The organism is Pseudomonas fluorescens group sp. PF-69, assembly GCF_054481235.1.
The window spans coordinates 543,928-569,252 of sequence record NZ_JBTMNC010000001.1; the positions used below are offsets into that span (position 1 = coordinate 543,928).

21 protein-coding genes are annotated in these 25,325 nt (G+C 60.2%); 9 read left to right on the forward strand and 12 right to left on the reverse strand.

Annotated elements, in window-relative coordinates:
- Positions 1 to 28: 28 nt before the first annotated feature.
- The 3 genes from mreD to mreB form a co-directional block, all read right to left on the reverse strand.
- Positions 29 to 520, reverse strand: coding sequence for a rod shape-determining protein MreD (gene mreD / locus ACX3YF_RS02555; RefSeq protein WP_449104722.1), 492 nt, complete (start codon positions 518 to 520; stop codon positions 29 to 31).
- Positions 520 to 1,656: a rod shape-determining protein MreC gene (gene mreC, locus ACX3YF_RS02560; protein WP_130203947.1), complete on the reverse strand. Its 1,137-nt coding sequence runs from the start codon at positions 1,654 to 1,656 to the stop codon at positions 520 to 522. The genes mreD and mreC overlap by 1 nt, the downstream gene beginning before the upstream one ends.
- Before the next feature lie 142 nt (positions 1,657 to 1,798).
- On the reverse strand, positions 1,799 to 2,836 hold the full coding sequence (gene mreB / locus ACX3YF_RS02565; RefSeq protein WP_002555108.1) for a rod shape-determining protein MreB: 1,038 nt from the start codon (positions 2,834 to 2,836) through the stop codon (positions 1,799 to 1,801).
- 211 nt (positions 2,837 to 3,047) lie between these two features.
- On the opposite strand from mreB, the gene gatC reads away from it, so the two are divergent.
- The 6 genes from gatC to ACX3YF_RS02595 all read left to right on the forward strand — a co-directional run bounded on the left by gatC (position 3,048) and on the right by ACX3YF_RS02595 (position 8,405).
- Positions 3,048 to 3,335, forward strand: a complete 288-nt coding sequence (gatC, locus tag ACX3YF_RS02570) for an Asp-tRNA(Asn)/Glu-tRNA(Gln) amidotransferase subunit GatC (RefSeq protein WP_047537661.1) — start codon at positions 3,048 to 3,050, stop codon at positions 3,333 to 3,335.
- Between the two features lie 16 nt (positions 3,336 to 3,351).
- Positions 3,352 to 4,803 carry an Asp-tRNA(Asn)/Glu-tRNA(Gln) amidotransferase subunit GatA gene (gene gatA / locus ACX3YF_RS02575; protein WP_130203946.1) on the forward strand — a complete coding sequence of 484 codons (1,452 nt, stop codon included), beginning with the start codon at positions 3,352 to 3,354 and terminating at the stop codon, positions 4,801 to 4,803.
- A 149-nt stretch (positions 4,804 to 4,952) separates the two neighbouring features.
- A complete protein-coding gene (gatB, locus tag ACX3YF_RS02580; protein ID WP_090467156.1) occupies positions 4,953 to 6,398 on the forward strand; it encodes an Asp-tRNA(Asn)/Glu-tRNA(Gln) amidotransferase subunit GatB in 1,446 nt (481 codons plus the stop codon).
- A gap of 143 nt (positions 6,399 to 6,541) precedes the next feature.
- Positions 6,542 to 6,916 (forward strand): septal ring lytic transglycosylase RlpA family protein, encoded by a 375-nt coding sequence (locus tag ACX3YF_RS02585; RefSeq protein WP_130203945.1) that lies wholly within the window; start codon positions 6,542 to 6,544, stop codon positions 6,914 to 6,916.
- Between the two features lie 50 nt (positions 6,917 to 6,966).
- Positions 6,967 to 8,028, forward strand: coding sequence for a calcium/sodium antiporter (locus tag ACX3YF_RS02590; protein ID WP_130203944.1), 1,062 nt, complete (start codon positions 6,967 to 6,969; stop codon positions 8,026 to 8,028).
- Positions 8,025 to 8,405 (forward strand): carboxymuconolactone decarboxylase family protein, encoded by a 381-nt coding sequence (locus tag ACX3YF_RS02595; RefSeq protein WP_047537646.1) that lies wholly within the window; start codon positions 8,025 to 8,027, stop codon positions 8,403 to 8,405. The genes ACX3YF_RS02590 and ACX3YF_RS02595 overlap by 4 nt, the downstream gene beginning before the upstream one ends.
- 96 nt (positions 8,406 to 8,501) lie before the next feature.
- Here the strand turns inward: ACX3YF_RS02595 and ACX3YF_RS02600 are convergent, their stop codons facing one another.
- The 9 genes from ACX3YF_RS02600 to ACX3YF_RS02640 all read right to left on the reverse strand — a co-directional run bounded on the left by ACX3YF_RS02600 (position 8,502) and on the right by ACX3YF_RS02640 (position 20,144).
- Positions 8,502 to 9,443 carry an AEC family transporter gene (locus ACX3YF_RS02600; RefSeq protein ID WP_288097779.1) on the reverse strand — a complete coding sequence of 314 codons (942 nt, stop codon included), beginning with the start codon at positions 9,441 to 9,443 and terminating at the stop codon, positions 8,502 to 8,504.
- A 184-nt stretch (positions 9,444 to 9,627) separates the two neighbouring features.
- A complete protein-coding gene (gene garD, locus ACX3YF_RS02605) occupies positions 9,628 to 11,181 on the reverse strand; it encodes a galactarate dehydratase (protein ID WP_448645806.1) in 1,554 nt (517 codons plus the stop codon).
- Between the two features lie 11 nt (positions 11,182 to 11,192).
- Positions 11,193 to 12,560 (reverse strand): MFS transporter, encoded by a 1,368-nt coding sequence (locus ACX3YF_RS02610; RefSeq protein ID WP_458973365.1) that lies wholly within the window; start codon positions 12,558 to 12,560, stop codon positions 11,193 to 11,195.
- Between the two features lie 168 nt (positions 12,561 to 12,728).
- On the reverse strand, positions 12,729 to 14,174 hold the full coding sequence (locus ACX3YF_RS02615) for an aldehyde dehydrogenase family protein (protein ID WP_458973366.1): 1,446 nt from the start codon (positions 14,172 to 14,174) through the stop codon (positions 12,729 to 12,731).
- 75 nt (positions 14,175 to 14,249) lie between these two features.
- The gene (gene kdgD, locus ACX3YF_RS02620) at positions 14,250 to 15,161 is read right to left on the reverse strand and encodes a 5-dehydro-4-deoxyglucarate dehydratase (RefSeq protein ID WP_130203940.1); all 912 of its coding nucleotides are present in this window, start codon (positions 15,159 to 15,161) and stop codon (positions 14,250 to 14,252) included.
- Positions 15,162 to 15,563: 402 nt separating this feature from the next.
- Positions 15,564 to 16,313 carry a FadR/GntR family transcriptional regulator gene (locus ACX3YF_RS02625; protein ID WP_177329342.1) on the reverse strand — a complete coding sequence of 250 codons (750 nt, stop codon included), beginning with the start codon at positions 16,311 to 16,313 and terminating at the stop codon, positions 15,564 to 15,566.
- A gap of 190 nt (positions 16,314 to 16,503) precedes the next feature.
- Positions 16,504 to 18,231, reverse strand: coding sequence for an ABC transporter ATP-binding protein/permease (locus ACX3YF_RS02630; RefSeq protein ID WP_448645804.1), 1,728 nt, complete (start codon positions 18,229 to 18,231; stop codon positions 16,504 to 16,506).
- A 97-nt stretch (positions 18,232 to 18,328) separates the two neighbouring features.
- A complete protein-coding gene (locus tag ACX3YF_RS02635) occupies positions 18,329 to 18,889 on the reverse strand; it encodes a response regulator transcription factor (protein ID WP_047537624.1) in 561 nt (186 codons plus the stop codon).
- Positions 18,882 to 20,144: an ATP-binding protein gene (locus tag ACX3YF_RS02640; protein ID WP_130203938.1), complete on the reverse strand. Its 1,263-nt coding sequence runs from the start codon at positions 20,142 to 20,144 to the stop codon at positions 18,882 to 18,884. Before ACX3YF_RS02640 ends, ACX3YF_RS02635 begins: the two co-directional genes overlap by 8 nt.
- 305 nt (positions 20,145 to 20,449) lie before the next feature.
- Here ACX3YF_RS02640 and ACX3YF_RS02645 point away from each other — a divergent pair, with 305 nt between their 5' ends.
- The 3 genes from ACX3YF_RS02645 (at position 20,450) to ACX3YF_RS02655 (ending at position 25,165) form a co-directional block, all read left to right on the forward strand.
- On the forward strand, positions 20,450 to 21,166 hold the full coding sequence (locus ACX3YF_RS02645; protein WP_130203937.1) for an SIMPL domain-containing protein: 717 nt from the start codon (positions 20,450 to 20,452) through the stop codon (positions 21,164 to 21,166).
- A 466-nt stretch (positions 21,167 to 21,632) separates the two neighbouring features.
- Positions 21,633 to 23,258 carry an ABC transporter substrate-binding protein gene (locus ACX3YF_RS02650; protein WP_196585108.1) on the forward strand — a complete coding sequence of 542 codons (1,626 nt, stop codon included), beginning with the start codon at positions 21,633 to 21,635 and terminating at the stop codon, positions 23,256 to 23,258.
- Between the two features lie 305 nt (positions 23,259 to 23,563).
- Complete coding sequence (locus ACX3YF_RS02655) at positions 23,564 to 25,165, forward strand: ABC transporter substrate-binding protein (protein ID WP_196585107.1); 1,602 nt, start codon at positions 23,564 to 23,566, stop codon at positions 25,163 to 25,165.
- Positions 25,166 to 25,325 lie beyond the last annotated feature (160 nt).

The following is a 25,325-nucleotide window of genomic DNA, read 5'->3' on the forward strand; positions in this document are numbered from 1 at the left end:
TCATGGTGTGGGCAAATGCCTGACCGAATCAGTTGATTTTGTAGCGTCGACGCAATCCGCGCAAACCGAAGCTGACCCAAGGCCAGAGCAAGGCACTGACCAGTGCCGGCAACACCAGTGCCAGCGTCGGCTGGCGATTGCCGGTCAGGGCGCTGAGCCACAACTGGACCAACTGCGCGAGGCCGAAGATCACCAGGATCACCAGGCTTTGTTGCCACATCGGGAACATCCGAAGACGTTGTTGCAACGCCAGCACCAGGTAGGTGATCAACGTCAGGATCAAGGCATTTTGCCCCAGCAACGTGCCATACAGCACATCCTCGGTCAGGCCCAGGCACCACGCGGTGACCATCCCGACCTTCTGCGGCAGGGTCAATGCCCAGAACGCCAGCAACAGGGCCAGCCATAGAGGACGAAGGATTTCCATGAACTGCGGCAGCGGCGAAACGCTGAGCAGCATGCCGATGGCGAAGGTCAGCCAGACGATCCAGCCGTTTCGGGAGGCTTTGACACCAGCCATTATTCTCGTCCCCCAGTGGTCGCCGGCGCGGAGACAGGCGGTTTGGCAGCAGGTTTGACTACGGCGGGTTGTGCCGCCGGCGGTTTGGCTGGCGCGGGTGCGGTCGTGGACGGCTTGGGATGTTTAACGCCTGGTTTGGCCGGCGTTGTAGCCGCCGGTACGGTAGCAGGCACTGCCGGGGCCACCGGGGCAGCCTGAGCCGGAGTCGGAACGATGGCCGGCTTGGGCACGGTCGCCGGAATGATCGGCCCGCCACCCTGCGCATCCAGGGATTCCTGCGCCTGGGCAGCGTCGTTGGCACGCTCTTCCGGGGTACGGGTATCGCTGAACACCAGCAGCAGGTATCGGCTGCGGTTCAGCGCAGCCGTCGGCACGGCGCGAACAATGGCGAATGGCTGACCGGAGTCGTGAATCACTTCCTTGACCGTCGCCACCGGGTAACCTGCCGGGAAGCGTTGGCCAAGGCCGGAGCTGACCAGCAGATCACCTTCCTTGATGTCAGCGGTATCGGCCACATGACGCAGTTCCAGGCGCTCCGGATTGCCAGTGCCGCTGGCGATCGCCCGCAGACCGTTGCGGTTTACCTGCACCGGAATGCTGTGGGTGGAATCGGTCAGCAACAGGACGCGGGAGGTGTACGGCATCAACTCGACCACTTGCCCCATCAGGCCGCGGGCATCGAGCACCGGCTGACCGAGGACCACGCCGTCGCGCTCACCTTTGTTGATGATGATGCGATGGGTAAAGGGATTGGGGTCCATGCCGATCAGCTCGGCCACTTCGACCTTCTCGTTCACCAGCGCCGAAGAGTTGAGCAACTCGCGCAGCCGAACGTTCTGCTCGGTCAGGGCGGCAAGCTTTTGCATGCGCCCCTGCAGCAGCAGGTTCTCGGTCTTGAGCTTTTCGTTTTCGGCGACGAGTTCGGTCCGGCTGCCGAACTGGCTGGCCACACCTTGCCATAGCCGCTGCGGCAGGTCGGTGATCCAGTAGGACTGCATCAGCACCAGCGACATTTGGCTACGCACTGGCTTGAGCAGTGTGAAGCGGGCATCGACCACCATCAGCGCGATCGAAAGCACGACCAGCACCAACACGCGCACGCCCAGTGAGGGACCTTTGGAGAAAAGCGGTTTAATAAGCCGCTCCTCCCAGGCAAATGTTCTCTTTACTCATACGGCATCAAACCGGCCTGGATGCAGACGACAGAAGATAAACGCGAACAGGCAGCACTGCAAAGTGCCGCCTGCGCGCTCAACAGCATAGAGGCAATCCGGCGACTTATTCGCTGGAGAGCAGGTCCATGGTGTGTTTATCCATCATTTCCAGGGCACGGCCACCGCCGCGAGCAACGCAGGTCAGCGGGTCTTCGGCAACGATCACCGGCAGACCGGTTTCCTGGGCCAGCAACTTGTCGAGGTCACGCAGCAAGGCGCCACCACCGGTCAGGACCAGGCCACGCTCGGCGATGTCGGAAGCCAGTTCCGGAGGCGATTGCTCCAGCGCGCTCTTCACGGCCTGAACGATGGTTGCCAGGGACTCTTGCAGAGCTTCCAGCACTTCATTGGAGTTCAGGGTGAATGCACGTGGAACGCCTTCAGCCAGGTTACGGCCACGTACGTCGACTTCACGCACTTCGCCGCCCGGGTAGGCCGTACCGATTTCCTGCTTGATGCGCTCGGCCGTCGACTCACCGATCAGGCTGCCGTAGTTGCGACGCACGTAAGTGATGATCGCTTCGTCGAAGCGGTCGCCGCCCACACGCACGGATTCGGCATACACCACACCGTTCAGGGAGATCAGGGCGATTTCAGTGGTACCACCACCGATATCCACGACCATCGAACCGCGAGCTTCTTCAACCGGCAGGCCGGCACCGATCGCAGCGGCCATTGGCTCTTCGATCAGGAATACTTCACGGGCACCGGCACCGAGGGCCGATTCACGGATGGCACGACGCTCAACCTGGGTGGATTTGCACGGAACGCAGATCAAAACACGAGGGCTGGGCTGCAGGAAGCTGTTTTCGTGAACCTTGTTGATGAAGTACTGCAGCATCTTTTCGCAGACGCTGAAGTCGGCGATCACGCCGTCTTTCATCGGACGAATGGCAGCAATGTTGCCCGGCGTACGGCCCAACATGCGCTTCGCTTCGGTGCCGACAGCAACGACACTTTTCTGGTTACCGTGTGTCCGAATAGCCACAACGGAGGGCTCATTCAGGACGATACCGCGCTCGCGCACGTAAATAAGGGTGTTGGCAGTGCCCAGGTCAATGGAAAGATCGCTGGAAAACATGCCACGCAGTTTCTTGAACATGGGAAAGGGACCCTAGGCAACGCGTGGGTAAAAAAGTGCGGCAAACTCTAACAACGACAGGGATTTTGGGCAAGGCGCCAATATGTTAAATTGGCCGCTTTTCTGTGCACCAAGCCCCACAATCGCGGCCTTATGACCGTAGAAGTGCGGTAGTGTTCCGACAATCTAACACACGGACGCCGTCCGTTCTGTTTTCCACTGGAGAATCCCAATGGCGCTTGAACGCTCCGACGTGGAAAAAATCGCTCATCTGGCCTGTCTGGGCCTCAATGAAGCCGATCTTCCACACATCACTTCAGCCCTCAACAGCATTCTCGGGCTGGTCGACGAAATGCAGGCGGTCAATACCGACGGTATCGAACCGCTCGCCCACCCACTGGAAGCCAGCCAGCGCCTGCGTGCAGACGTCGTGACCGAGACCAATCATCGCGAGGCTTACCAGTCCATCGCACCAGCGGTCGAAAACGGCCTGTACCTGGTTCCGAAAGTCATCGACTAAAGGGAAAGAGCCTGCAATGCATCAATTGACTCTGGCCGAGATCGCCCGCGGACTCGCCGATAAAAAGTTTTCTTCCGAAGAGCTGACCAAAGTCCTGCTGGCGCGTATCGCCCAGCTCGATCCACAGCTCAACAGTTTCATCAGCCTCACCGAGGACCTGGCGCTCACGCAGGCGAAAGCTGCGGACGCCCGCCGGGCCAACGGTGAGAGCGGCGCCCTGCTCGGCGCGCCGATCGCCCACAAAGACCTGTTCTGCACCCAGGGCATCCGCACCAGCTGCGGCTCGAAGATGCTCGACAACTTTAAAGCACCTTACGACGCCACCGTCGTCGCCAAGCTGGCCGCCGCCGGGGCCGTGACCCTGGGCAAGACCAACATGGACGAATTCGCCATGGGTTCGGCCAACGAGTCCAGCTACTACGGCGCCGTGAAAAACCCGTGGAACCTGGAATACGTGCCTGGCGGTTCGTCCGGCGGTTCGGCCGCGGCCGTTGCCGCTCGTCTGTTGCCGGCAGCCACTGGCACCGACACGGGCGGCTCCATTCGTCAGCCCGCCGCATTGACCAACCTCACCGGCCTGAAACCGACGTACGGTCGCGTTTCGCGCTGGGGCATGATCGCCTACGCCTCGAGCCTCGATCAGGGTGGCCCATTGGCCCGCACTGCCGAAGACTGCGCCATTTTGTTGCAGGGTATGGCCGGCTTCGATCCGAACGACTCCACCAGCATCGACGAGCCCGTGCCGGACTACAGCGCCAGCCTCAACGGCTCGCTGCAAGGCCTGCGCATTGGCGTGCCTAAAGAGTATTTCAGCGCCGGTCTCGACCCGCGCATCGCCGATCTGATCCACAACAGCGTCAAGGAGCTGGAAAAGCTCGGCGCCGTGATCAAGGAAATCAGCCTGCCGAACATGCAGCACGCGATCCCTGCGTACTACGTGATCGCTCCGGCGGAAGCCTCTTCCAACCTGTCGCGTTTCGACGGCGTGCGCTTCGGCTACCGCTGCGAAAACCCGGTCAACCTGATGGACCTGTACAAACGCTCCCGTGGCGAAGGCTTCGGTCCGGAAGTACAGCGCCGGATCATGGTCGGCGCCTACGCACTGTCGGCCGGCTACTACGACGCCTACTACCTGAAGGCGCAGAAGATCCGTCGCTTGATCAAGAACGACTTCATGGCGGCCTTCAACGAGGTCGACATCATCCTCGGCCCAACCACGCCAAACCCGGCCTGGAAGCTCGGCGCCAAAAACAGCGACCCGGTCGCTGCATACCTGGAAGACGTCTACACCATCACCGCCAACCTCGCTGGCCTGCCGGGCTTGTCCATGCCTGCCGGTTTTGTAGATGGCTTGCCGGTCGGCGTGCAATTGCTCGCTCCGTACTTCCAGGAAGGTCGCCTGTTGAACGTTGCCCACCAGTATCAGCTACACACTGACTGGCACACCCGCACCCCGCAGGGGTTTTGAAACTGCTGCGCTCGGTAATGCTGCGTTGAAAACTGGCTCGTAATGCTCATTGACTAAAGTCAACTCCGCTTACTCGCCAGTTTTCGCCTTGCCTTATCTTCGCTCGCGACGTTTCAAAATCCCCTGCCTAGGCTTCTGAGGAGACACACATGCAATGGGAAGTCGTGATCGGGCTGGAGATTCATACCCAGCTCACCACCCGGTCGAAAATCTTTTCCGGTAGTTCCACCACGTTCGGCTCCGAGCCGAACACCCAGGCCAGCCTGATCGACCTGGGCATGCCCGGCGTACTGCCGGTGCTGAACCAGGAAGCGGTGCGCATGGCGGTGATGTTCGGTCTGGCGATTGACGCCGAGATCGGCCAGCACAACGTGTTCGCCCGCAAGAACTACTTCTACCCGGACCTGCCCAAGGGCTACCAGATCAGCCAGATGGAATTGCCGATCGTCGGCAAGGGCCACCTGGACATCGCCCTGGAAGACGGCACGGTCAAACGTGTCGGCATCACCCGCGCGCACCTGGAAGAAGACGCCGGCAAGAGCCTGCACGAGGAGTTCAACGGTGCCACCGGCATCGACCTGAACCGTGCCGGCACACCGTTGCTGGAGATCGTTTCCGAGCCGGACATGCGCAGCGCCAAGGAAGCCGTGGCCTACGTCAAGGCGATCCATGCACTGGTGCGTTACCTGGGCATCTGCGACGGCAACATGGCCGAAGGCTCGCTGCGTTGCGACTGCAACGTGTCGATCCGTCCGAAAGGCCAGGCCGAGTTCGGCACCCGCTGCGAGATCAAGAACGTCAACTCGTTCCGCTTCATCGAGAAGGCGATCAACAGCGAAATCCAGCGTCAGATCGAATTGATCGAAGACGGCGGCAAGGTGATTCAGCAAACCCGCCTGTACGATCCGAACAAGGACGAAACCCGTCCGATGCGCAGCAAAGAGGAAGCCAACGACTACCGTTACTTCCCCGATCCGGACCTGCTGCCGGTCGTGATTGAAAACGCGTTCCTCGACGACGTGCGCGCCACCCTGCCGGAATTGCCACCACAGAAACGCGAGCGTTTCCAGGAACAGTTCGGCCTGTCGGTGTATGACGCCAACGTGCTGGCCACCAGCCGCGAGCAGGCGGACTACTTCGAGCAAGTCGCGAGCATCAGCGGCGACGCCAAGCTGGCAGCCAACTGGGTGATGGTCGAGTTGGGCAGCCTGCTCAACAAACAAGGCCTGGACATCGAAGCGTCGCCGGTTTCCGCCGAGCAACTGGGCGGCATGCTGCTGCGGATCAAGGACAACACCATCTCCGGCAAGATCGCCAAGGTAGTGTTTGAAGCCATGGCCAACGGCGAAGGCAGCGCGGACGAGATCATCGACAAGCGCGGTCTGAAGCAAGTGACCGACACCGGTGCCATCTCGGCAGTGCTGGACGAAATGCTCGCGGCCAACGCCGAGCAGGTCGAGCAGTACCGTGCAGCAGACGAAGCCAAGCGCGGCAAGATGTTCGGTTTCTTCGTCGGCCAGGCCATGAAAGCCTCCAAAGGCAAGGCCAACCCGCAACAAGTGAACGAATTGCTGAAAAGCAAGCTCGAAGGCTGATAGAAATGGAGCCAGTTTTTAAACCTGGCTCAAAACCTTGTAGGAGCGAGCCTGCTCGCGATGAAATGTCAGCTGGCCCCGATGTAGCTGACCCTCCATCGCGAGCTGGCTCGCTCCTACAGTTGTTTCGGGAAGCCTTTGAAATGAAACGTCTGCTCGGCGCCTGCGCCCTCCTTTCCCTTCTCGCCGGCTGCGCGAGTAACGATACCGTCGACCCGCATGGCTACGACAAGACCGGCATGGCCTCGTACTACGGCGCCAAACACCAGGGTAAACGCACCGCCAGCGGCGAGCGTTTCGACCGGAATTCCCTGACCGCCGCCCATCGCCAGCTTCCCTTCGGCACACGGGTGAAGGTCACCAACCTGAACAACGACAAATCCTGCGTGGTCCGCATCAACGATCGTGGGCCGCATACCCGTGGGCGCCTGATCGACCTGTCCCACGAGGCCGCCGAACGCCTGGGCATGCTCAAGAGCGGCACCGCACGGGTTCGCGTGCAAGCCCTCGACGACTGACAAACGGAGCCCCGACCATCTTCGGACTAGCCGATTTACCCCTGATCAACGTGATCGAATTGCTCAGCGGCCTGGTGCTGCTGATTGCCGGCGCCGAACTGATGGTACGTGCCGCCGTGCGCCTGGCCGCGCGCCTGCATGTGCGACCACTGATCATCGGCCTGACCATCGTCGCCCTCGGCAGCAGCGCACCGCAGATGGCCATCAGCCTGCAAGCCACCCTGGCGCATAACGCCGACATCGCCGTCGGCAGCGTGATCGGCAGCAGCATTTTCAATATCCTCGTGACCCTCGGCCTGTCGGCGCTGATCATCCCCCTGCGGGTGTCACGGCAACTGGTGCGCCTGGATATTCCGCTGATGATCGGCGCCAGCCTGCTGGTGTTCGTGCTGGCCTGGAATGAAGAGCTGACCCGTGCCGATGGCGTCATTCTCCTGACTGCACTGCTGCTGTACCTGGGCCTGTTGCTGCGCCAGTCGAAGCACTCGGCGCGTCCGCAGTCGACTCATGAGCACCCGGTGCAAGCGCCATGGTTAAAAAGTCTGATGATGATCGTTGCCGGCCTGGCGATGCTGGTGTACGCCGGCCACTTACTGTTGGGCGCGGCGGTTGCGGTCGCCACTGATCTGGGACTGTCGGAACGGATCATCGGCCTGACCATCGTCGCCATCGGCACTTCCCTGCCAGAGCTCGCGACCTCGCTGATCGCCGCCTCCCGTGGCGAACGGGAGATCGCGGTGGGCAACGTCATTGGCAGCAACCTGTTCAACCTGTTGGGCGTTTTGGGCTTTACCGCACTGGTCGCGCCGACACCCCTGTCGGTATCGCCCAATGCCCTGGATTTCGACCTGCCAGTGATGCTCGGCGTCGCCGCGCTGTGCCTGCCGGTGTTCTATTCCGGCTACCGGGTAACCCGTGCCGAAGGCTTGCTGTTTCTGGGGTTGTACCTGGCTTACGGCCTGCACGTGGTGTCGTTCACCACCGGTATGCCATTGGCGGCCAAGCTTGAACACCTGATGCTGTTTTTCGTCCTGCCGGCGCTGGTGGCGTTTTTGCTGTTCACGTCGCTGCGCGCCTGGCATCGCCAACACCACAAGAGAGAATTGCCATGACCGAGAACAAGAAGACCGGCGTTGAAGTACGCCGCCAAGTGATGGGCGACGCCTTCGTCGACCGCGCGCTGGGCAACGCCACCGAGTTCACCCAGCCGCTACAGGATTTCGTCAACGAACACGCCTGGGGCAGCGTCTGGAGCCGCGAAGGCTTGCCGCTTAAAACCCGCAGCCTGATCACCCTCGCCGCCCTGACAGCGCTGAAGTGCCCGCAGGAATTGAAAGGCCACGTGCGCGGTGCGCTGAACAATGGCTGCACCGTGGAAGAAATTCGTGAAGCGCTGCTGCATTGCGCGGTGTATGCCGGCGTGCCGGCGGCGATCGACGCATTCCGGGCGGCGCAGGAAGTGATTGATACCTACCAGAAGCCGGAGTGACATCGCGAGCAGGCTCGCTCCCACAGGGAATGCATTCCAAATGTGGGAGCGAGCCTGCTCGCGATGAGGCCCTAAAAAGCACCGACTCTTCAGCGACTAGATCCACCCGCCCCACTGCAACAAAAAGATCCCGACGTTGGTGGTGACCGCCGCCATCAACGTGGTAATGACGATGATCGCCGCCGCCAGTTCATGATTGCCATTGGCTGCCCGGGCCATGACAAAACTGGCCGCCGCCGTCGGGCTGCCGAAGTACAGGAACAGAATCCCCAACTCCGCGCCACGAAAACCCCAGAGCCACGCGCCGAGCGTCGCCAGTATCGGCAAGCCGAGCATCTTCACCAGACTTGAACTCAGCGCCATCGGCCCGCTCTTGCGCATCGCCGCCAGCGACAGCGTGCCGCCAATGCAGATCAATGCCAACGGCAGGGTGGTCTGCGCCAGGTACTGGCCGGAAGTTTCCAGCCATCCCGGCAAACCGATCTTGAAGTAGGCAAACGGTGCCGCCGCGATCACGCTGATGATCAGCGGATTGCTGAACACGCTTTTGCAAATGCTCCACGGATCGGACTTGATTACCGGGCTGTACACCGCCAGCACGATGGTCGACAGCGTGTTGTAGAACAGGATCACCAGCGCCGCGAGAATCGCTCCCAGGGAAATCCCGTAATCGCCGTACATGCTCGCCGCCAGTGCCAGGCCGATGACCCCGTTGTTACCGCGAAATGCGCCCTGGGTGTAGATCCCGCGGTCTTCTCGCGGGCACTTGAAAATCGCCCAGCCCCAGGCGATGGCAAAGCACACCAGGGTGGCGAGGGAGAAATAGATCAGCAGCGCTGGCTGCAGCGCGGCGTGCAGGTCGGCATGCAGGATGCCGAGAAACAGCAACGCCGGCATGCTGACGTTGAACACCAGCGCCGACGCGGTGTGGATGAAGTTATCGTTGATCCAATCGATGCGCTTGAGCAGCACCCCCAGAAACAGCATGGCGAACACCGGTGCGGTGATGTTCAGGGTTTCGAGGAAAATGGCCAGCATGCCGGGGATAACCTTGGGTGAGCGTCGTTAGGGGGCTAATGATAAGCCAGCAAGTCCCTCGCCGTCTGGTAGAACGCTATCGCTGGCAAGCCAGCTCCCACAGGTTCCTCGGTGTTCATACGTCTTATGCAACGCAGAAGATTCCTGTGGGAGCTGGCTTGCCAGCGATGCAGCCGACGCGGTCTTACGTGATTGGCGCCGGGTTGAACAAGGTGATGTCGTTATGCAGCTTGTGCTTTTCGGCCCACGTCTGCTTCTTGCCGCTGGCCACATCCAGGTAGTAGTGGAACAACTCCCAGCCGAGGTCCTCGATGGAGGCGCGTCCGGTGGCGATTCGCCCGGCGTCGATGTCGATCAGGTCCGGCCAGCGCTGTGCCAGCTCAGTGCGGGTCGATACCTTCACCACGGGCGCCATGGCCAATCCATAAGGCGTGCCACGACCGGTGGTGAACACGTGCAGGTTCATCCCCGCCGCCAACTGCAACGTCCCGCAGACAAAGTCGCTGGCCGGCGTTGCGCAGAAGATCAGGCCTTTTTCCTTGAAGCGCTCGCCTGGGCCGAGCACGCCGGTAATGGCGCTGCTACCGGACTTGACGATCGACCCCAGGGATTTCTCGACAATGTTCGACAGCCCGCCCTTCTTGTTGCCCGGCGTGGTGTTGGCGCTGCGATCCGCCTCGCCCTTGGCCAGGTAACGGTCGTACCAGTCCATTTCCCGCACCAGCTCCTGAGCGACTTCCCTGGTTTGCGCGCGCGAGGTCAGCAGGTAGATCGCGTCGCGCACTTCGGTCACTTCGGAGAACATCACCGTCGCACCCGCACGCAGCAGCAAGTCCGAGGCGTAACCCAGGGCCGGGTTAGCGGTGATCCCGGAGAACGCATCACTGCCACCGCATTGCATGCCCAGGATCAGCTCGGACGCCGGCACGGTTTCCCGACGGCGCTGATCGAGCTTCTTCAAACGGGTCTCGGCCAGCGCCATGATCTGCTCGATCATCTCGGTAAAACCGTGACTGGAGTCCTGCAGGCGATATAACCAGGGCTCGCTCAAATCCACCGAACTGTCGTTCTCGTGCATCACTTGCCCGGCCTGCAATTTCTCGCAGCCCAGGCTGATCACCAGGGCCTCGCCCCCCAGGTTCGGGTTGCGCGCCAGATTGCGCACGGTGCGAATCGGGATGTAGGCATCGGTGGCGGTGATCGCCACGCCGCAGCCGTAACTGTGGGTCAGCGCCACCACGTCATCGACGTTCGGGTACTTGGGCAGCAGTTCGTCCTTGATGCGCTTGACCGCATGGTCCAGCACGCCGGTAACGCACTGCACCGTGGTCGTGATGCCGAGAATGTTACGCGTGCCAACCGTGCCGTCGGCGTTGCGATAACCCTCGAAGGTATAGCCCTCCAGCGGGGTTTGCGCGGCCGGCACTTCGGTGGACAGCGGCAGGCTGTCCAGCGGTGGCGCGGTGGGCATGCGCAATTGGTCTTCCTTGACCCAACTGCCACGTGGAATCGGCTGCAAGGCATAGCCAATGGTCTGGCCGTAACGAATCACCTGTCCGCCCTCGGGGATGTCCTCCAGGGTGACCTTGTGACTTTGTGGCACGAAATCCACGGTGACCAGGCCATCGGCAAACGCGGTGCCGGCCGGAACCCCCTGATCGTTGACCACGATCACCACATTGTCCCGCTCGTGCAGGCGGATGTAGCGCGGCGAGTCGGAATGTTCAATCAACTGCATGACGCCGCTCCTCAGGAATGCGCTTGAGACAATTTGTTATTCATTTCAGGACCGCTCATCGGTGGTTCTTTAAGCACAACGCGTTTGATCGGACCGACGATGACCAGATAGCTGAACACCGCGACCAGTGCGTTGCAACCGACAAACACCAGCGCCCATTTGAACGATCCGGTGGAGCTGATGATGTAACCGATCACGATCGGGGTGGTGATCGAGGCGAGGTTGCCAAACATGTTGAACAGGCCACCGCTCAACCCGGCGATCTGTTTCGGCGAAGTATCGGAGACCACCGCCCAGCCCAGCGCGCCCACGCCTTTGCCGAAGAACGCCAGGGCCATGAAGCCCACGACCATCCATTCGATGTCGACGTAGTTACACGCCACGATGCTGCTGGAAACCAGCAGGCCGGCGATGATCGGTGCCTTGCGGGCGAAGGTCAGGGAGTGGCCCTTGCGCAGCAGGTAGTCGGAAATCACCCCGCCGAGCACACCGCCAATGAAGCCGCAGATCGCTGGCAACGAGGCAATGAAACCGGCCTTGAGGATGGTCATGCCGCGCTCTTGCACCAGGTACACCGGGAACCAGGTCAGGAAGAAGTAAGTGATGCCGTTGATGCAGTATTGGCCGAGGTAGACGCCGAGCATCATGCGATTGGTCAGCAACTGGCGAATGTAGTCCCACTTTGGCCCGTCGACCTTTTTGCCCTGGCCTTTGTCCTGGTCCATGTCGACCATGCCGCCGTTCTCGGCGATGTGCTTGAACTCGGCGTCATTGATCATCGGGTGCTGGCGCGGGCTGTGGATAACTTTCAGCCAGATCAGCGAGAACACGATGCCGATGCTGCCCATCACGACAAACACGTGCTGCCAGCCAAAGGTGTAGACGATCCAGCCCATGAGCGGCGCGAACAGCACCGTGGCGAAGTATTGCGCGGAGTTGAAGATCGCCGATGCCGTACCGCGTTCAGCGGTCGGGAACCAGGCCGCCACGATGCGCGCGTTGCCAGGGAAGGACGGCGCTTCGGCCAGGCCCACCAGGAAGCGCAGCATGAACAGCGCGACAATCGCCGTGGACATGCCGAACTCACCGACATAACCCTGCAGGACGGTGAACAGCGACCAGGTGAAGATGCTCAAGGCATAGATTTTTTTCGAGCCGAAACGGTCCAGCAGCCAGCCACCGGGAATTTGCCCGGCCACGTAGGCCCAACCGAATGCCGAGAAGATGTAGCCGAGGGTGACCGCGTCGATGCCGAGGTCTTTTTGCAGGCTGGAGCCGGCAATGGCGATGGTAGCCCGGTCGGCGTAGTTGATCGTGGTCACCAGGAACAGCATGAGCAGGATCAAATAGCGGACGTGAGTCGGCTTGGTCGATTGCATGTAGATGTACTCCCACTGATTATTTTTATGCGCGGGTGAAACGGGTGCGGCCCCTGTAGGAGCGAGCCTGCTCGCGATGGTGGTCAACGATGACGCGGGGCATCAGGTTGACTGTGGCGACTTCAAGACCATCGCGAGCAGGGCTCGCTCCCTACAGGGGGTATTGCCTTACGAGCCGATGTAACTGGTCTTCACGACCGTGTAGAACTCTTGCGCATAGCGGCCTTGCTCGCGGGAGCCATAGGATGAACCTTTACGCCCGCCGAACGGAACGTGGTAATCCACACCAGCGGTCGGCAGGTTGACCATGACCATCCCGGCCTGGGAGTGGCGCTTGAAGTGGTTGGCGTACTTCAACGACGTCGTGGCGATGCCCGCCGACAGGCCGAACTCGGTGTCGTTGGCCATGGCCAATGCCGCTTCGTAATCCGCGACGCGAACCACGTTGGCCACCGGGCCGAAGATCTCTTCACGGCTGATGCGCATCGCCGCTTCGCTGTCGGCAAACAGCGTCGGAGCGAGGTAATAGCCCTCGGTATCGCAGGTCACCAAACCACCACCGCTGACCAGACGCGCACCTTCGGACTGGCCGATGTCGATGTACTTCATGTCCTGTTCAAGCTGGGCTTGCGAAACCACCGGACCGATATCGGTGCCCGCTTTCAACGCGTGGCCGACCTTGATCGACTTCATGCGCTCGGCCATGGCATCGACGAACTTGTCGTGGATACCAGCAGTGACAATGAAGCGGCTCGATGCGGTGCAACGCTGGCCGGTGGAGTAGAACGCGCTCTGCACCGACAGCTCGACCGCTTGCTTGAGGTCAGCGTCGTCGAGAATGATCTGCGGGTTCTTGCCGCCCATTTCCAGCTGGACCTTGGCCTGGCGCGACACGCAGCTGACGGCGATCTGACGACCGACGCCCACGGAGCCGGTGAAGCTGATGCCATCGACTTTCGGGCTGTGGACCAGTGCATCACCCACCACGCGACCGCTGCCCATCACCAGGTTGAACACGCCAGCGGGGAAGCCTGCGCGGGAGATGATTTCCGCCAGGGCCCAGGCGCAACCTGGCACCAGGTCCGCCGGCTTGAGCACGACGCAGTTGCCGTAGGCCAGGGCCGGGGCGATTTTCCACGACGGGATGGCAATCGGGAAGTTCCACGGGGTGATCAGACCGACCACGCCCAAGGCTTCGCGAGTGACTTCAACGTTGACGCCCGGACGCACCGACGGCAGGTAGTCGCCGGACAGGCGCAGGCATTCACCGGCGAAGAACTTGAAAATGTTGCCGGCGCGGGTCACTTCGCCAATGGCTTCGGGCAGGGTCTTGCCCTCTTCCCGAGCCAACAACGTGCCGAGCTCTTCGCGACGGGCGAGAATCTCAGTGCCGACTTTATCCAGGGAATCGTGACGCGCCTGAATGCCGGACGTCGACCACGCCGGAAACGCGGCACGGGCGGCATCGATGGCGGCGTGGACTTGGGCCAGGTCTGCCTTGGCGTAGTTGCCGATGGCATCGCTGAGCTCGGACGGGTTGATGTTGGTCGCGTAATCGCTGGCCGCGACCCATTCGCCGTTGATGTAGTTGTCGAAACGCTTTGCATGTGTCACGGGACTGCCCTCGAAACAAAAAGATCTCACGCAAAAGGCCGCGGAATACTCAGCGGCCCCGTTAAACCGGATGTGTTACTGCGCGCCCTGCTTGTCGATCAGCGCGGCGAGCATTTCATACTCTTCGCCCGTCAGATCGGTCAGCGGTGCACGCACGGGGCCAGCGTCGTGACCGACAATTTTTGCCCCGGCCTTGACGATGCTCACGGCGTAACCGGCTTTGCGGTTACGGATGTCCAGGTAGGGCAGGAAGAAGTCGTCGATGATCTTGCCAACGGTGGCGTGATCGTCACGAGCGATCGCGTGGTAGAAGTCCATCGCGGTTTTCGGGATGAAGTTGAACACTGCCGAGGAGTAGACCGGCACGCCCAGCGCCTTATAGGCAGCGGCGTAGACTTCAGCGGTCGGCAAGCCGCCCAGGTAGCTGAAGCGGTCACCGAGGCGGCGGCGGATCGACACCATCAACTCGATATCACCCAGGCCGTCCTTGTAGCCGATCAGGTTCGGGCAGCGCTCGGCCAGACGCTCCAGCAGCGGCGCATTCAGACGGCAAACGTTGCGGTTGTAGACCACGACACCGATGTTGACCGATTTGCACACGGCTTCAACGTGGGCGGCAACGCCGTCCTGGCTCGCTTCGGTCAGGTAATGCGGCAGCAACAACAGGCCCTTGGCGCCCAGACGTTCAGCTTCCTGCGCGTATTCGATGGCTTGACGGGTCGAACCGCCAACACCGGCCAGAATCGGCACGCTGGTGGCGCAAGTGTCGACGGCCGTCTTGATGATTTCCGAATATTCGCTGGCCGCCAGAGAGAAGAACTCACCGGTGCCGCCTGCGGCGAACAGAGCCGAGGCGCCGTATGGGGCCAGCCATTCGAGACGCTTGATGTAGCCAGCGCGGTGGAAATCGCCCTGGGCATTGAAATCGGTGACCGGGAAAGACAACAGGCCGGAAGAAAGGATGGACTTCAGTTCTTGTGGATTCATTATTCGAACACCCTGGGTAGCGACGTTTGTGTGTGAGAAAACCGTTCAGCCTTCGCTGAAGTTGTAGGTCATCGTACAACTTAAAATATAACCGTCAACTGCATTTCATCGCCGTGGGTGTAAATTGTTCGACAAGCGTAATGCGAGACAGGGGTTTCAGCGGCTATTGGGGCAGGAAAAGCGGAGCACCCGCCGACTCGAAGAGATACGTTGTCAGAAGATTGGAGGACTGAGCAAACACGCTGGAGGATGTGGGAAATGGCTGATGGCCCTATAGCGAGCAGGCTCGCTCCCACACAGGGATTAGGGTGCGCACAAATAGTGTTCACCGCAGTTCAAATGTGGGAGCGAGCCTGCTCGCGAAAGCGGTCGATCAGGCAAACGATCAGGCGGAGTTGAAAACTACCCCCGCTGCGCCTCAGCCTCTTCATGGGCATGACGCAACCGCTCACGGCTGTTCGTCAGGTGCAAACGCATGGCCGCGCGGGCCGCATCGGAATCCTGGCGAGCAATCGCATCGTAGATTTCTTCGTGCTCGCGGCTCAGGCGATTCATGTAGTGCTGCTGATCATCGTGGGCCAGCCGCGCGGAATTGAGGCGGGTGCGCGGAATGATGCTGGTGCCCAGGTGGGTCATGATGTCGGTGAAGTAGCGGTTGCCGGTCGACAGGGCGATTTGCAGGTGGAACTGGAAGTCCGAGGCCACGGCATCGCCGGCGTGGGAAACGCTTTCATTCAAGGCATCCAGTGCCGCGCGCATCAACGCCAACTGCTCTGGGGTTCGGCGTTGCGCGGCCAGACCGGCGGACTCCACCTCCAGGCTGATGCGCAGCTCCAGGATGGCCAGCACATCACGCAAGGTCACCACTGTCGCCGGATCGATACGGAAACCGCTCGGGCTCGGGGTGTCGAGGACGAAGGTGCCGATACCGTGGCGGGTTTCCACCTGCCCTGCCGCCTGCAGACGGGAAATCGCCTCGCGCACCACCGTGCGACTGACGCCATGGGCATCCATGATCGCCGACTCGGTGGGCAACTTGTCACCACGCTTGAGGTGGCCGTCGCGGATCTGCTCGGACAGCACCGTCACCAGTTCCTGCGCGAGGCTGCGGCGCTTGCGAGGGAGGCGTGGTGTGTCGTTCAGGTTTTCCATGGTGAACATCTGTCTCGAAAAATTCGGTTGAAACCGCATCATAGCTCAACACGGTTGTACGATCACCCATCACCCTGTGTGGGAGCGAGCCTGCTCGCGATGGACTGACGAGCGCCGCGTGCATCCAGGTAGCACGCGTTATCGTTAACCAACATCGCGAGCAGGCTCGCTCCTACAGGGAATGCGGTGTTCAGGCGGTCACAGCCTGGTCTACCAGGCGGCCATTCTCGATACGAATGTGCCGCGGATGGAACCGCTTGAGACTGCTGCGATGGCCGACGCTGATGATGCTCAGTCCCGGCAACTCATCGATCAGCGCCTGATACAGCGAAGCCTCATCCTCTTCATCCATCGCCGAAGTCGCTTCATCCATGTACAACCATTGCGGCGCATAAATCAGGGCGCGGGCGAAGGCCAGGCGTTGCTGCTCACCGGGCGACAGCAGGCGCTGCCAGTGATTGGCTTCGTCAAGGCGCGCCACCAAATGCGGCAGTCGGCAAGTTTCCAAAACGTGCACATAACGCTCGTCGGGATAGGTATCACCAGCCTGTGGATAACTCAACGCCTCACGCAACGTACCAATCGGCAGATAGGGTTTCTGCGGCAGGAACAGGTAACGCGCCGCCGGCAGACGGATACTGCCGTGGCCCGCCGGCCACAGATGCCCCATTGCCCGCAGCAAGGTCGACTTGCCGCTGCCGGAGCGACCGCTGAGCATGACGCGCTCGCCCTCCTCCACGGTCATGTCGGCGTTGGTCAGCAGATGGCGACCGTCAGCGAGATCGAGGCCGAGGTTGTGCACCTGCAATGCATCCCCTTGATTCTGCACCTCGATGGCCGGAACACACTCTTCGTTGTCGACCATGGCCTGACGGAAACTCAACAGACGATCACAGGTGGCGCGCCACGAGGCGAGGTCCTGGTACGCGCTGATAAACCAGCTGAAACTCTCCTGGACGTTGCCGAAAGCCGAGCTGATTTGCATCAGTTCACCGAGTTCGATCTTGCCGGAGAAGTAACGCGGCGCCGCGACCATGAACGGAAAGATGATCGCTATCTGTGTGTAACCTCGAGTGAAAAAAGTCAGGCGCTTGGACACCCTCATGATGTCCCAGAAGTTATGCCAAACCATCCCGAAACGACCGCTAAGGCGGCGGTTTTCGTTGGGTTCGCCGTTGTATAACGCAATGCTTTCGGCATTTTCACGAACCCGGACCATGGAGAAACGCAGGTCGGCTTCGAAGCGTTGTTGTTGGTTGTTCAGGCCGATCAAACGACGGCCGATCAAATGCGTGAGCCAGCTACCAGCTACCGCATACACTAACGCGCACCAGAACATGTAGCCGGGAATGGTAAAGCCCAACACTTCGATGCTGCCCGATACTCCCCACAGGATGACCGAGAAAGACACCACATTCACGACATTGCTAATCAGCCCAAGGCCCAGGCTCAGCGTGTTTAAGGTGAAGTTGTTGAGGTCTTCCGATATCCGCTGGTCCGGGTTATCGGTGTAACCGCCCTGCTCCAGCCGATAGTAATTTTTGTCGCTGAGCCAGCGGGCGAAATACTTTTCGGTGAGCCAGGCCCGCCAGCGTATGGTCAGCATCTGGGTCAGGTAAAGGCGGTACACCGCGCCGATAATCGCCACGGCGGCAATGGCGCAGAAATACAGGATCAACGTCCAGAACGACGCCTCATCCTTCTTCTGCAGGGCGTTGTAGAAGTCTTTGTACCAGGTGTTGAACCACACCGAGATTCCGACGCTGATCAACGAGAGGGCAATCACGGCGATCAGCAACGTCCAGGCCTTGCCCTTCTCTTCACTGCGCCAGTAAGGCGTGGTCATCGCCCACACTTTGCGGAAAAACTGCCCGTGCACCGCATCGTTGACCGCAGAATATTCAGCGTTCTGATTCATGGAAAAGGCTCGATAAAGAAAAAAACACGCACGAACCGATCATAGATGATCGGTTCGGTTTGTCGCGAGGAGCTACCCGCATTCGTTCAGCACAGGTTCAGCGGCGAACGGGGCGCTTCTGCAGTTTGCGCTGCAGCGTGCGGCGATGCATGCCCAGGGCGCGGGCCGTGGCGGAGATGTTGCCTTCGTGCTCGGTCAGCACGCGCTGGATATGCTCCCACTGCAGACGGTCGACCGACATCGGGTTCTCCGGCACCAGGCTATCGAGGTCGGCATGCTCGGAAAGCAGCGCGGCCAGCACGTCGTCGGCATCCGCCGGTTTGCACAGGTAGTTGCAGGCGCCGCGCTTGATCGCCTCGACGGCGGTGGCGATGCTCGAGTAACCGGTGAGGATCACCACGCGCATTTCCGGGTCCATTTCCAGCAACTTGGGCAACAACACCAGACCCGAGTCGCCGTCCATTTTCAGGTCCAGGGCGGCGTAGTCCGGCAGATCGGCCTGGGCCATCGCCAGGCCTTCTTCGGCGGAACCGGCGGTACTGACGCGAAAACCACGGCGAGCCATCGCACGGGCCATGACGCGGGTAAATGTTGCGTCGTCATCGACCAGCAGCAAATGCGGCAGTTCTTCGCCTTCGACTTGGATTTCGTCACTCATGTTGGTCTCCTCGGGCGACACGGGGCAGGCGCAGCTCGGTGAGCGTGCCGCCTTCCTCATGACTGTAGAGTTTCACTGAGCCGCCGGCGCGTGTCACGCTGGCCTTGCTCAAAAACAGGCCCAGGCCGAAACCTTTGCCCTTGGTGGTAAAAAATGGCTTGCCGATCTGCTCGGCGATGGCCAGCGGTACACCGGCACCGTGGTCGCGAATGCTGATCGTCAGGTTATCCGCATCCCAGTCCAGCGTCACTTGCAGGCCCTCGGGACAGGCATCGGCGGCGTTGTTCAACAAATTCAACAAGGCCTGGGTCAGGTCCGGCGGTGGTGCCAAGCGCGGCACCTTGCCTTGACCCAGGCGCTGGAAGCGATAGCTGGCTTCCGGGCGCATCAGGTGCCAGCGGTTCAGTGCCTCATCGAGCCAATCGGTGACGTCCTGCATCTCCACGGCCAGGCGGCGATTGGCTTCGGCGGCACGCACCAGTTGTTGCAAGGTCTCTTTGCACAGCTTGACCTGATCCTGCAGCACGCTCAGGTCGTCCTGCAGCATCGGGTCGTGGTGATCCTGGCGCATTTCCTTGAGCAACACGCTCATGGTCGCCAGTGGCGTACCCAGTTCATGGGCGGCGCCGGCCGCCTGGGTGGCCACGGCCAGCAATTGCTGGTCGCGCAGCCCTTCTTCGCGGCGAATGGCGCGCAGTTCTTCCTGACGGCGCAACTCTTCGGCCATGCGCGCGGCGAAGAAGGTGATGACCGCCGCGGCGAGGGCAAAACTCAGCCACATCCCGTAGACCTGCAGGTTTTCCCGAGCGATCGGGAAGGTCTGCAACGGATAAAAACGCGCCAGCAACAGGGTGTACATCGTCAACGCGATACCGGACAGGATCACCGAATAACGCCACGGCAATGTCACGGCCGCGATGGTCAGTGGCACCAGGTAATAAGACACGAACGGGTTGGTCGAGCCGCCCGAAAAGTACAGCAAGGCACTGTGGATAAACAGGTCGCAGGCCAGTTGCAAGGCGTATTCGAGCTCTGTCACCGGCCATGACGTACGCAGGCGAATCGCCGTGAACGCACACAACAGCATCGAGCAACCGAGGGTCGCCGCCAGCTGGAACCAGGGCAACGGCAGCAATTGAAACCAGTAGGCCAGGCCCACGGAACCGGCCTGGGCGGCCAACACCAAAGTGCGGATGAACGTCAGCCGCCAGAGATTCTGGCGAGTTGCAGAGGTAATTTGAACGGGGGCGAGCATGAGCTCTCCTGATGAGCGCTCCAGGCGGATCGCCGGGAGTATAACCAAGCGCGGGGGCTGACAGGAAAAAGTGCGGCAAACGGCCACATGCAGGAGCGAGCCTGCTCGCGATGGTCGTCAACGAGGACGCTGGGAACCTGGCACCCCTCGGTGCTCTCAGGTTCATCGCGAGCAGGCTCACTCCTACAGGGGGCATGTGTATCTGTATAGAAGTTGTAACTGTGCGAACCGGATCGTAGCGGCTAGAGTCTGATGGTTTCACGCAGGCCCGGAACAGACCCCTGCGCACCCTTCAAGGAGCTTTCATGCACACATTCCGCCGCAGCGCCGCCCTCCTCGCCCTGAGCATTGGCGCGATCGCCAGCCTCCCGGCCCAGGCTGCCGACGAGCTTCATTACAACCAGATTTCACTGCGCGCCGAAGTCAGTCAGGAAGTGGCTCGCGACCTGATGATCGTGACCCTCTATACCGAAGAACAAAACAGCGACCCGGCCAAACTCGCCGCTGACGTCAGCACCACCATGAACAAGGCGCTGGCCCAGGCCAAACAGGTCAAGGACATCACGTTGCGCCAGGGCAGCCGCAACAGCTACCCGATCTATGACACCAAGGGTCAAAAGATCACTGGCTGGCGTGAACGCGCCGAGCTGCGCCTGGAAAGCTCGGACTTCGCCGCACTGTCGAAACTCACCGGCGAACTGCTCACCGACCTGAAGATGGGCGGCATGGACTTCGCCATCGCCACGCCAACCCGCAAGGCCAGCGAAGACGCCCTGCTCAAGGACGCCGTGACCGCGTTCAAGGCCCGCGCCCAACTGGCCACTGATGCACTGGGGGGCAAGGGCTACAAGATCGTCAACCTGAACCTCAACAGCAACGGCTATCCACAACCGTACATGCGCGTACCGATGATGATGAAAGCTGCCAGCATGGACGCCGCTCCGGTCACGCCGGAAGTGGAAGCGGGCACCAGCCAGGTCAGCATGACAGCCGACGGCTCGATTGAAGTGCTGATGCCTTGATTCATAACCGGTAGGCAAAAAAGGCGATCACTCTAGTGATCGCCTTTTTTTTTGCAAACCGACGTCTATGCTGATTCTTGAAATAAACAGGAATACCCGGACAACAATCGCAGTTGCACTTCGTACAACTTGCCCACGAGCCTGGCAACGATAATGGCTCCCATTTACCCGCGCCCCCATTGAGGGACAGGGGTATAAATAGGTAACACCTCGCCCCACCCACGGGCGCCCCCAAGGCCTTAACGCACCAAAAAGGGGCGCCAATTGCACGGTAAAAACACCGCGCAAACGGTCAAATGCGTCAAGTTTTATACATATGCGACATTAAGGTACGTTCGTGCCACTGTTTAAGGCTTGTAGTCACTCAGGATCTTGCATTGGGTATGGCCCCTGCATAAGTATCCGCAGGCACGACTCACGAGGTCGTCCTCAAAACCAAAAAATGACAACAAATCATGAGGCCACCATGCTTAAACACGCGGTCATTCCGTTTCTATTAGGTGCCGGCTTATTAGCGGCCGCGCCTTTCGCCCAAGCTGCGACTAACCTGGTGTTCTGCTCCGAAGGGAGCCCGGCCGGTTTCGATCCGGGTCAATACACCACCGGAACCGACTTCGACGCCTCAGCCGAGACCATGTTCAACCGTTTGACCCAGTTCGAGCGCGGCGGTACCGCCGTAGTTCCTGGGCTGGCGACCAAGTGGGACGTCTCCGATGACGGCCTGACCTACACCTTCCACTTGCGTGAAGGCGTCAAGTTCCACACCACCCCGTATTTCAAGCCAACTCGTGAGTTCAACGCCGACGACGTGCTGTTCACCTTTAATCGCATGATTAACAAGGATGACCCGTTCCGCAAAGCGTACCCGACCGAATTCCCGTACTTCACCGACATGGGGATGGACACCAACATCACCAAGATCGATAAAGTCGACGACCACACTGTCAAGTTCACCCTCAAAGACGTCGATGCCGCGTTCATCCAGAACATGGCCATGAGCTTCGCCTCGATCCAGTCCGCCGAGTACGCTGCCCAGCTGCTCAAGGAAGGCAAGGCCGCCGACATCAACCAGAAGCCGGTCGGCACTGGTCCGTTCGTGTTCAAGAGCTACCAGAAAGACTCCAACATCCGCTACACCGGGAACAAGGACTACTGGAAGCCTGAAGACGTCAAGATCGACAACCTGATCTTCGCCATCACCACCGACCCGTCGGTACGTATCCAGAAGCTGAAGAAGAACGAGTGCCAGGTCACTCTGTTCCCGCGTCCGGCCGACCTGAAGGCGCTGCGCGAAGACAAGACCCTGAAGCTGCCTGACCAGGCTGGTTTCAACCTGGGTTATATCGCCTACAACGTGATGCCCAAGGTCAAGGGTCAGACCGAGGCCAACCCGCTGGCCGACCTGAAGGTTCGCCAGGCGCTGGACATGGCCGTCAACAAGCAACAGATCATCGACTCCGTGTACCAGGGCGCCGGCCAATTGGCCGTCAACGCCATGCCGCCGACCCAGTGGTCCTACGACACCACCATCAAGGATGCGCCGTACAACCCCGAGAAAGCCAAAGAGCTGCTCAAGGAAGCGGGCGTCAAAGAGGGCACCGAAATCGTGCTCTGGGCGATGCCGGTACAGCGTCCATACAACCCGAACGCCAAGCTGATGGCAGAAATGCTGCAGTCCGACTGGTCCAAGATCGGCCTCAAGGTCAAGATCCAGAGCTACGAGTGGGGCGAGTACATCAAGCGCTCCAAAGGTGGCGAGAACCAGGCAATGCTGATTGGCTGGAGCGGTGACAATGGTGATCCGGACAACTGGCTGAACGTGCTGTTCGGTTGCGACTCGCTGGAAGGCAACAACTTCTCCAAGTGGTGCTACAAGCCGTTTGACGACATCGTCAAGCAAGCCAAGCGCACCTCGGATCAGGCCAAGCGCACCGAGCTGTACAAACAGGCTCAACACATTCTGAAAGACCAGACTCCAATGACACCTATCGCTCACTCGACGGTGTTCCAACCCATGCGCACCGAAGTGCAGGATTTCAAGATCAGCCCGTTTGGCTTGAACTCCTTCTACGGTGTCAGCGTCAGCAAATAAGGTTCGGCAATGGCGACGTTTTTGACGTCGCCATTGCCGTATTACCCGAGAAAGCAGGAATCCGCCTACATCCAAATCGTCTGCTGACTACAGCAGTCCGTTAGGACGCGTCGTCATTTCCTACGAGTCTTTCGGACTCTACGCATTTACTGCCGGACCCACGATTCATACCGTCGGGATCCGACCAGCTTATGCGTGGGTCATCGGTTTTCCTGATGCACGCAATGGCTTGAAACCAGTGAAGCCTCCACGTCCGCGGACGGGACGACGGCTCATTGTCAAAACACTGAACGAGAGGAAGCGTTATGCGCCATACCTTGGTTTTATCCGCACTGCTGGGCTCCGGCCTGTTGGCCGCCACTTCCATGAGCCAGGCAGCCAACAACAGCCTGGTGTTCTGCTCCGAAGGCAGTCCTGCTGGCTTCGACACCGCGCAGTACACGACCGCGACCGATAACGACGCCGCCGAGCCGCTGTACAACCGCCTGGCAGAGTTCGAAAAAGGCGCGACCAATGTCGTACCGGGCCTGGCCACACGTTGGGATATTTCCGAGGACGGCCTCAAGTACACCTTCCACCTTCGTCCCGGGGTGAAGTTTCACACGACCAAGTACTTCACACCGACTCGTGACTTCAACGCCGATGATGTGCTGTTCACATTCAACCGCATGCTCGATCCGCAACAACCTTTCCGTAAGGCTTACCCGACCGAATTTCCGTATTTCAACGGCATGAGCCTGAACAAGAACATCGCCAAGGTCGAAAAGACCGGGCCGCTGACCGTGGTCATGACGCTTAACAGCGTCGACGCCGCGTTCATTCAGAACATCGCCATGAGCTTCGCCGCCATCCTTTCCGCCGAATACGCCGACAAGCTGCTGGCCGAAGGCAAGCCGAGCGACATCAACCAGAAACCGATCGGCACCGGGCCGTTCGTGTTCAAGAGCTACCAGAAAGACTCGAACATCCGTTACACCGGCAACAAGCAGTACTGGGACCCGAGCCGGGTCAAGCTCGACAACCTGATCTTCGCCATCAACACCGATGCGTCGGTACGCGTGCAGAAACTCAAGGCCAATGAGTGCCAGATCACCCTGCACCCGCGCCCTGCCGATGTGACCGCACTGAAAAGCGACCCGAAGCTGCAGTTGATCGAGAAACCCGGCTTCAACCTCGGTTACATCGCCTACAACGTACGCCACAAGCCGTTCGACCAGCTTGAAGTGCGCCAGGCACTGGACATGGCGGTGAACAAGCAAGGCATTCTCAACGCCGTTTACCAGGGCGCAGGGCAACTGGCCGTCAACGCCATGCCACCGACCCAATGGTCCTACGACGACACTATCAAAGACGCCGCCTACAACCCGGAAAAAGCCAGGGAACTGCTCAAGGCTGCCGGCGTGAAAGAAGGCACCGAAATCACCCTCTGGGCCATGCCGGTCCAGCGACCGTACAACCCCAACGCCAAGTTGATGGCCGAAATGCTCCAGGCTGACTGGGCGAAGATCGGTCTCAAGGTCAAGATCGTCAGCTACGAGTGGGGCGAGTACATCAAGCGCACCAAGAATGGCGAGCACGACATCAGCCTGATCGGCTGGACCGGCGACAACGGTGACCCGGACAACTGGCTCGGCACGCTCTACAGCTGCGATGCCATTGGTGGCAACAACTACTCCATGTGGTGCGATCCGGCTTACGACAAGCTGATCAAGCAGGCCAAGGTCGTGACCGACCATGACCAGCGCACCGTGCTTTACAAACAGGCGCAGCAGTTGCTCAAGCAGCAAGTGCCGATCACGCCAGTCGCCCACTCGACGGTCAACCAACCGTTGAGCGCCAAAATCGAAGGGTTCAAGGTGAGCCCGTTCGGTCGCAACGTCTTCTCGGGTGTCAGCATCGAAAAGTAAAACCGTGTAGCTACATCGCCGGGGGCGCCTAGCGCCCTCACGCAAGCGTGTTGCCGTAATTCGCCCATAAGGCGTACAGCAAACGTTTGCGATGCGTGCATTGAGTTCCAAAGCAAATAGCCGGCTCATCAAAAAAGAACGGCATAAAAAAAGAAAGTAA

What these genes read in the sequence shown, in the direction of transcription:
- ACX3YF_RS02645 (WP_130203937.1), top strand. Translation starts at nt 20,450, where the DNA reads ATGCACACATTCCGCCGCAGCGCCGCCCTCCTCGCCCTGAGCATTGGC.
- ACX3YF_RS02600 (WP_288097779.1), bottom strand. Translation starts at nt 9,443, where the DNA reads ATGCTGGCCATTTTCCTCGAAACCCTGAACATCACCGCACCGGTGTTC.
- ACX3YF_RS02655 (WP_196585107.1), top strand. Translation starts at nt 23,564, where the DNA reads ATGCGCCATACCTTGGTTTTATCCGCACTGCTGGGCTCCGGCCTGTTG.
- ACX3YF_RS02640 (WP_130203938.1), bottom strand. Translation starts at nt 20,144, where the DNA reads ATGCTCGCCCCCGTTCAAATTACCTCTGCAACTCGCCAGAATCTCTGG.
- ACX3YF_RS02630 (WP_448645804.1), bottom strand. Translation starts at nt 18,231, where the DNA reads ATGAATCAGAACGCTGAATATTCTGCGGTCAACGATGCGGTGCACGGG.
- ACX3YF_RS02610 (WP_458973365.1), bottom strand. Translation starts at nt 12,560, where the DNA reads ATGCAATCGACCAAGCCGACTCACGTCCGCTATTTGATCCTGCTCATG.
- ACX3YF_RS02585 (WP_130203945.1), top strand. Translation starts at nt 6,542, where the DNA reads ATGAAACGTCTGCTCGGCGCCTGCGCCCTCCTTTCCCTTCTCGCCGGC.
- ACX3YF_RS02650 (WP_196585108.1), top strand. Translation starts at nt 21,633, where the DNA reads ATGCTTAAACACGCGGTCATTCCGTTTCTATTAGGTGCCGGCTTATTA.
- ACX3YF_RS02625 (WP_177329342.1), bottom strand. Translation starts at nt 16,313, where the DNA reads ATGGAAAACCTGAACGACACACCACGCCTCCCTCGCAAGCGCCGCAGC.
- gatB (WP_090467156.1), top strand. Translation starts at nt 4,953, where the DNA reads ATGCAATGGGAAGTCGTGATCGGGCTGGAGATTCATACCCAGCTCACC.
- ACX3YF_RS02595 (WP_047537646.1), top strand. Translation starts at nt 8,025, where the DNA reads ATGACCGAGAACAAGAAGACCGGCGTTGAAGTACGCCGCCAAGTGATG.
- ACX3YF_RS02635 (WP_047537624.1), bottom strand. Translation starts at nt 18,889, where the DNA reads ATGAGTGACGAAATCCAAGTCGAAGGCGAAGAACTGCCGCATTTGCTG.
- gatA (WP_130203946.1), top strand. Translation starts at nt 3,352, where the DNA reads ATGCATCAATTGACTCTGGCCGAGATCGCCCGCGGACTCGCCGATAAA.
- gatC (WP_047537661.1), top strand. Translation starts at nt 3,048, where the DNA reads ATGGCGCTTGAACGCTCCGACGTGGAAAAAATCGCTCATCTGGCCTGT.
- garD (WP_448645806.1), bottom strand. Translation starts at nt 11,181, where the DNA reads ATGCAGTTGATTGAACATTCCGACTCGCCGCGCTACATCCGCCTGCAC.
- mreB (WP_002555108.1), bottom strand. Translation starts at nt 2,836, where the DNA reads ATGTTCAAGAAACTGCGTGGCATGTTTTCCAGCGATCTTTCCATTGAC.
- mreD (WP_449104722.1), bottom strand. Translation starts at nt 520, where the DNA reads ATGGCTGGTGTCAAAGCCTCCCGAAACGGCTGGATCGTCTGGCTGACC.
- kdgD (WP_130203940.1), bottom strand. Translation starts at nt 15,161, where the DNA reads ATGAATCCACAAGAACTGAAGTCCATCCTTTCTTCCGGCCTGTTGTCT.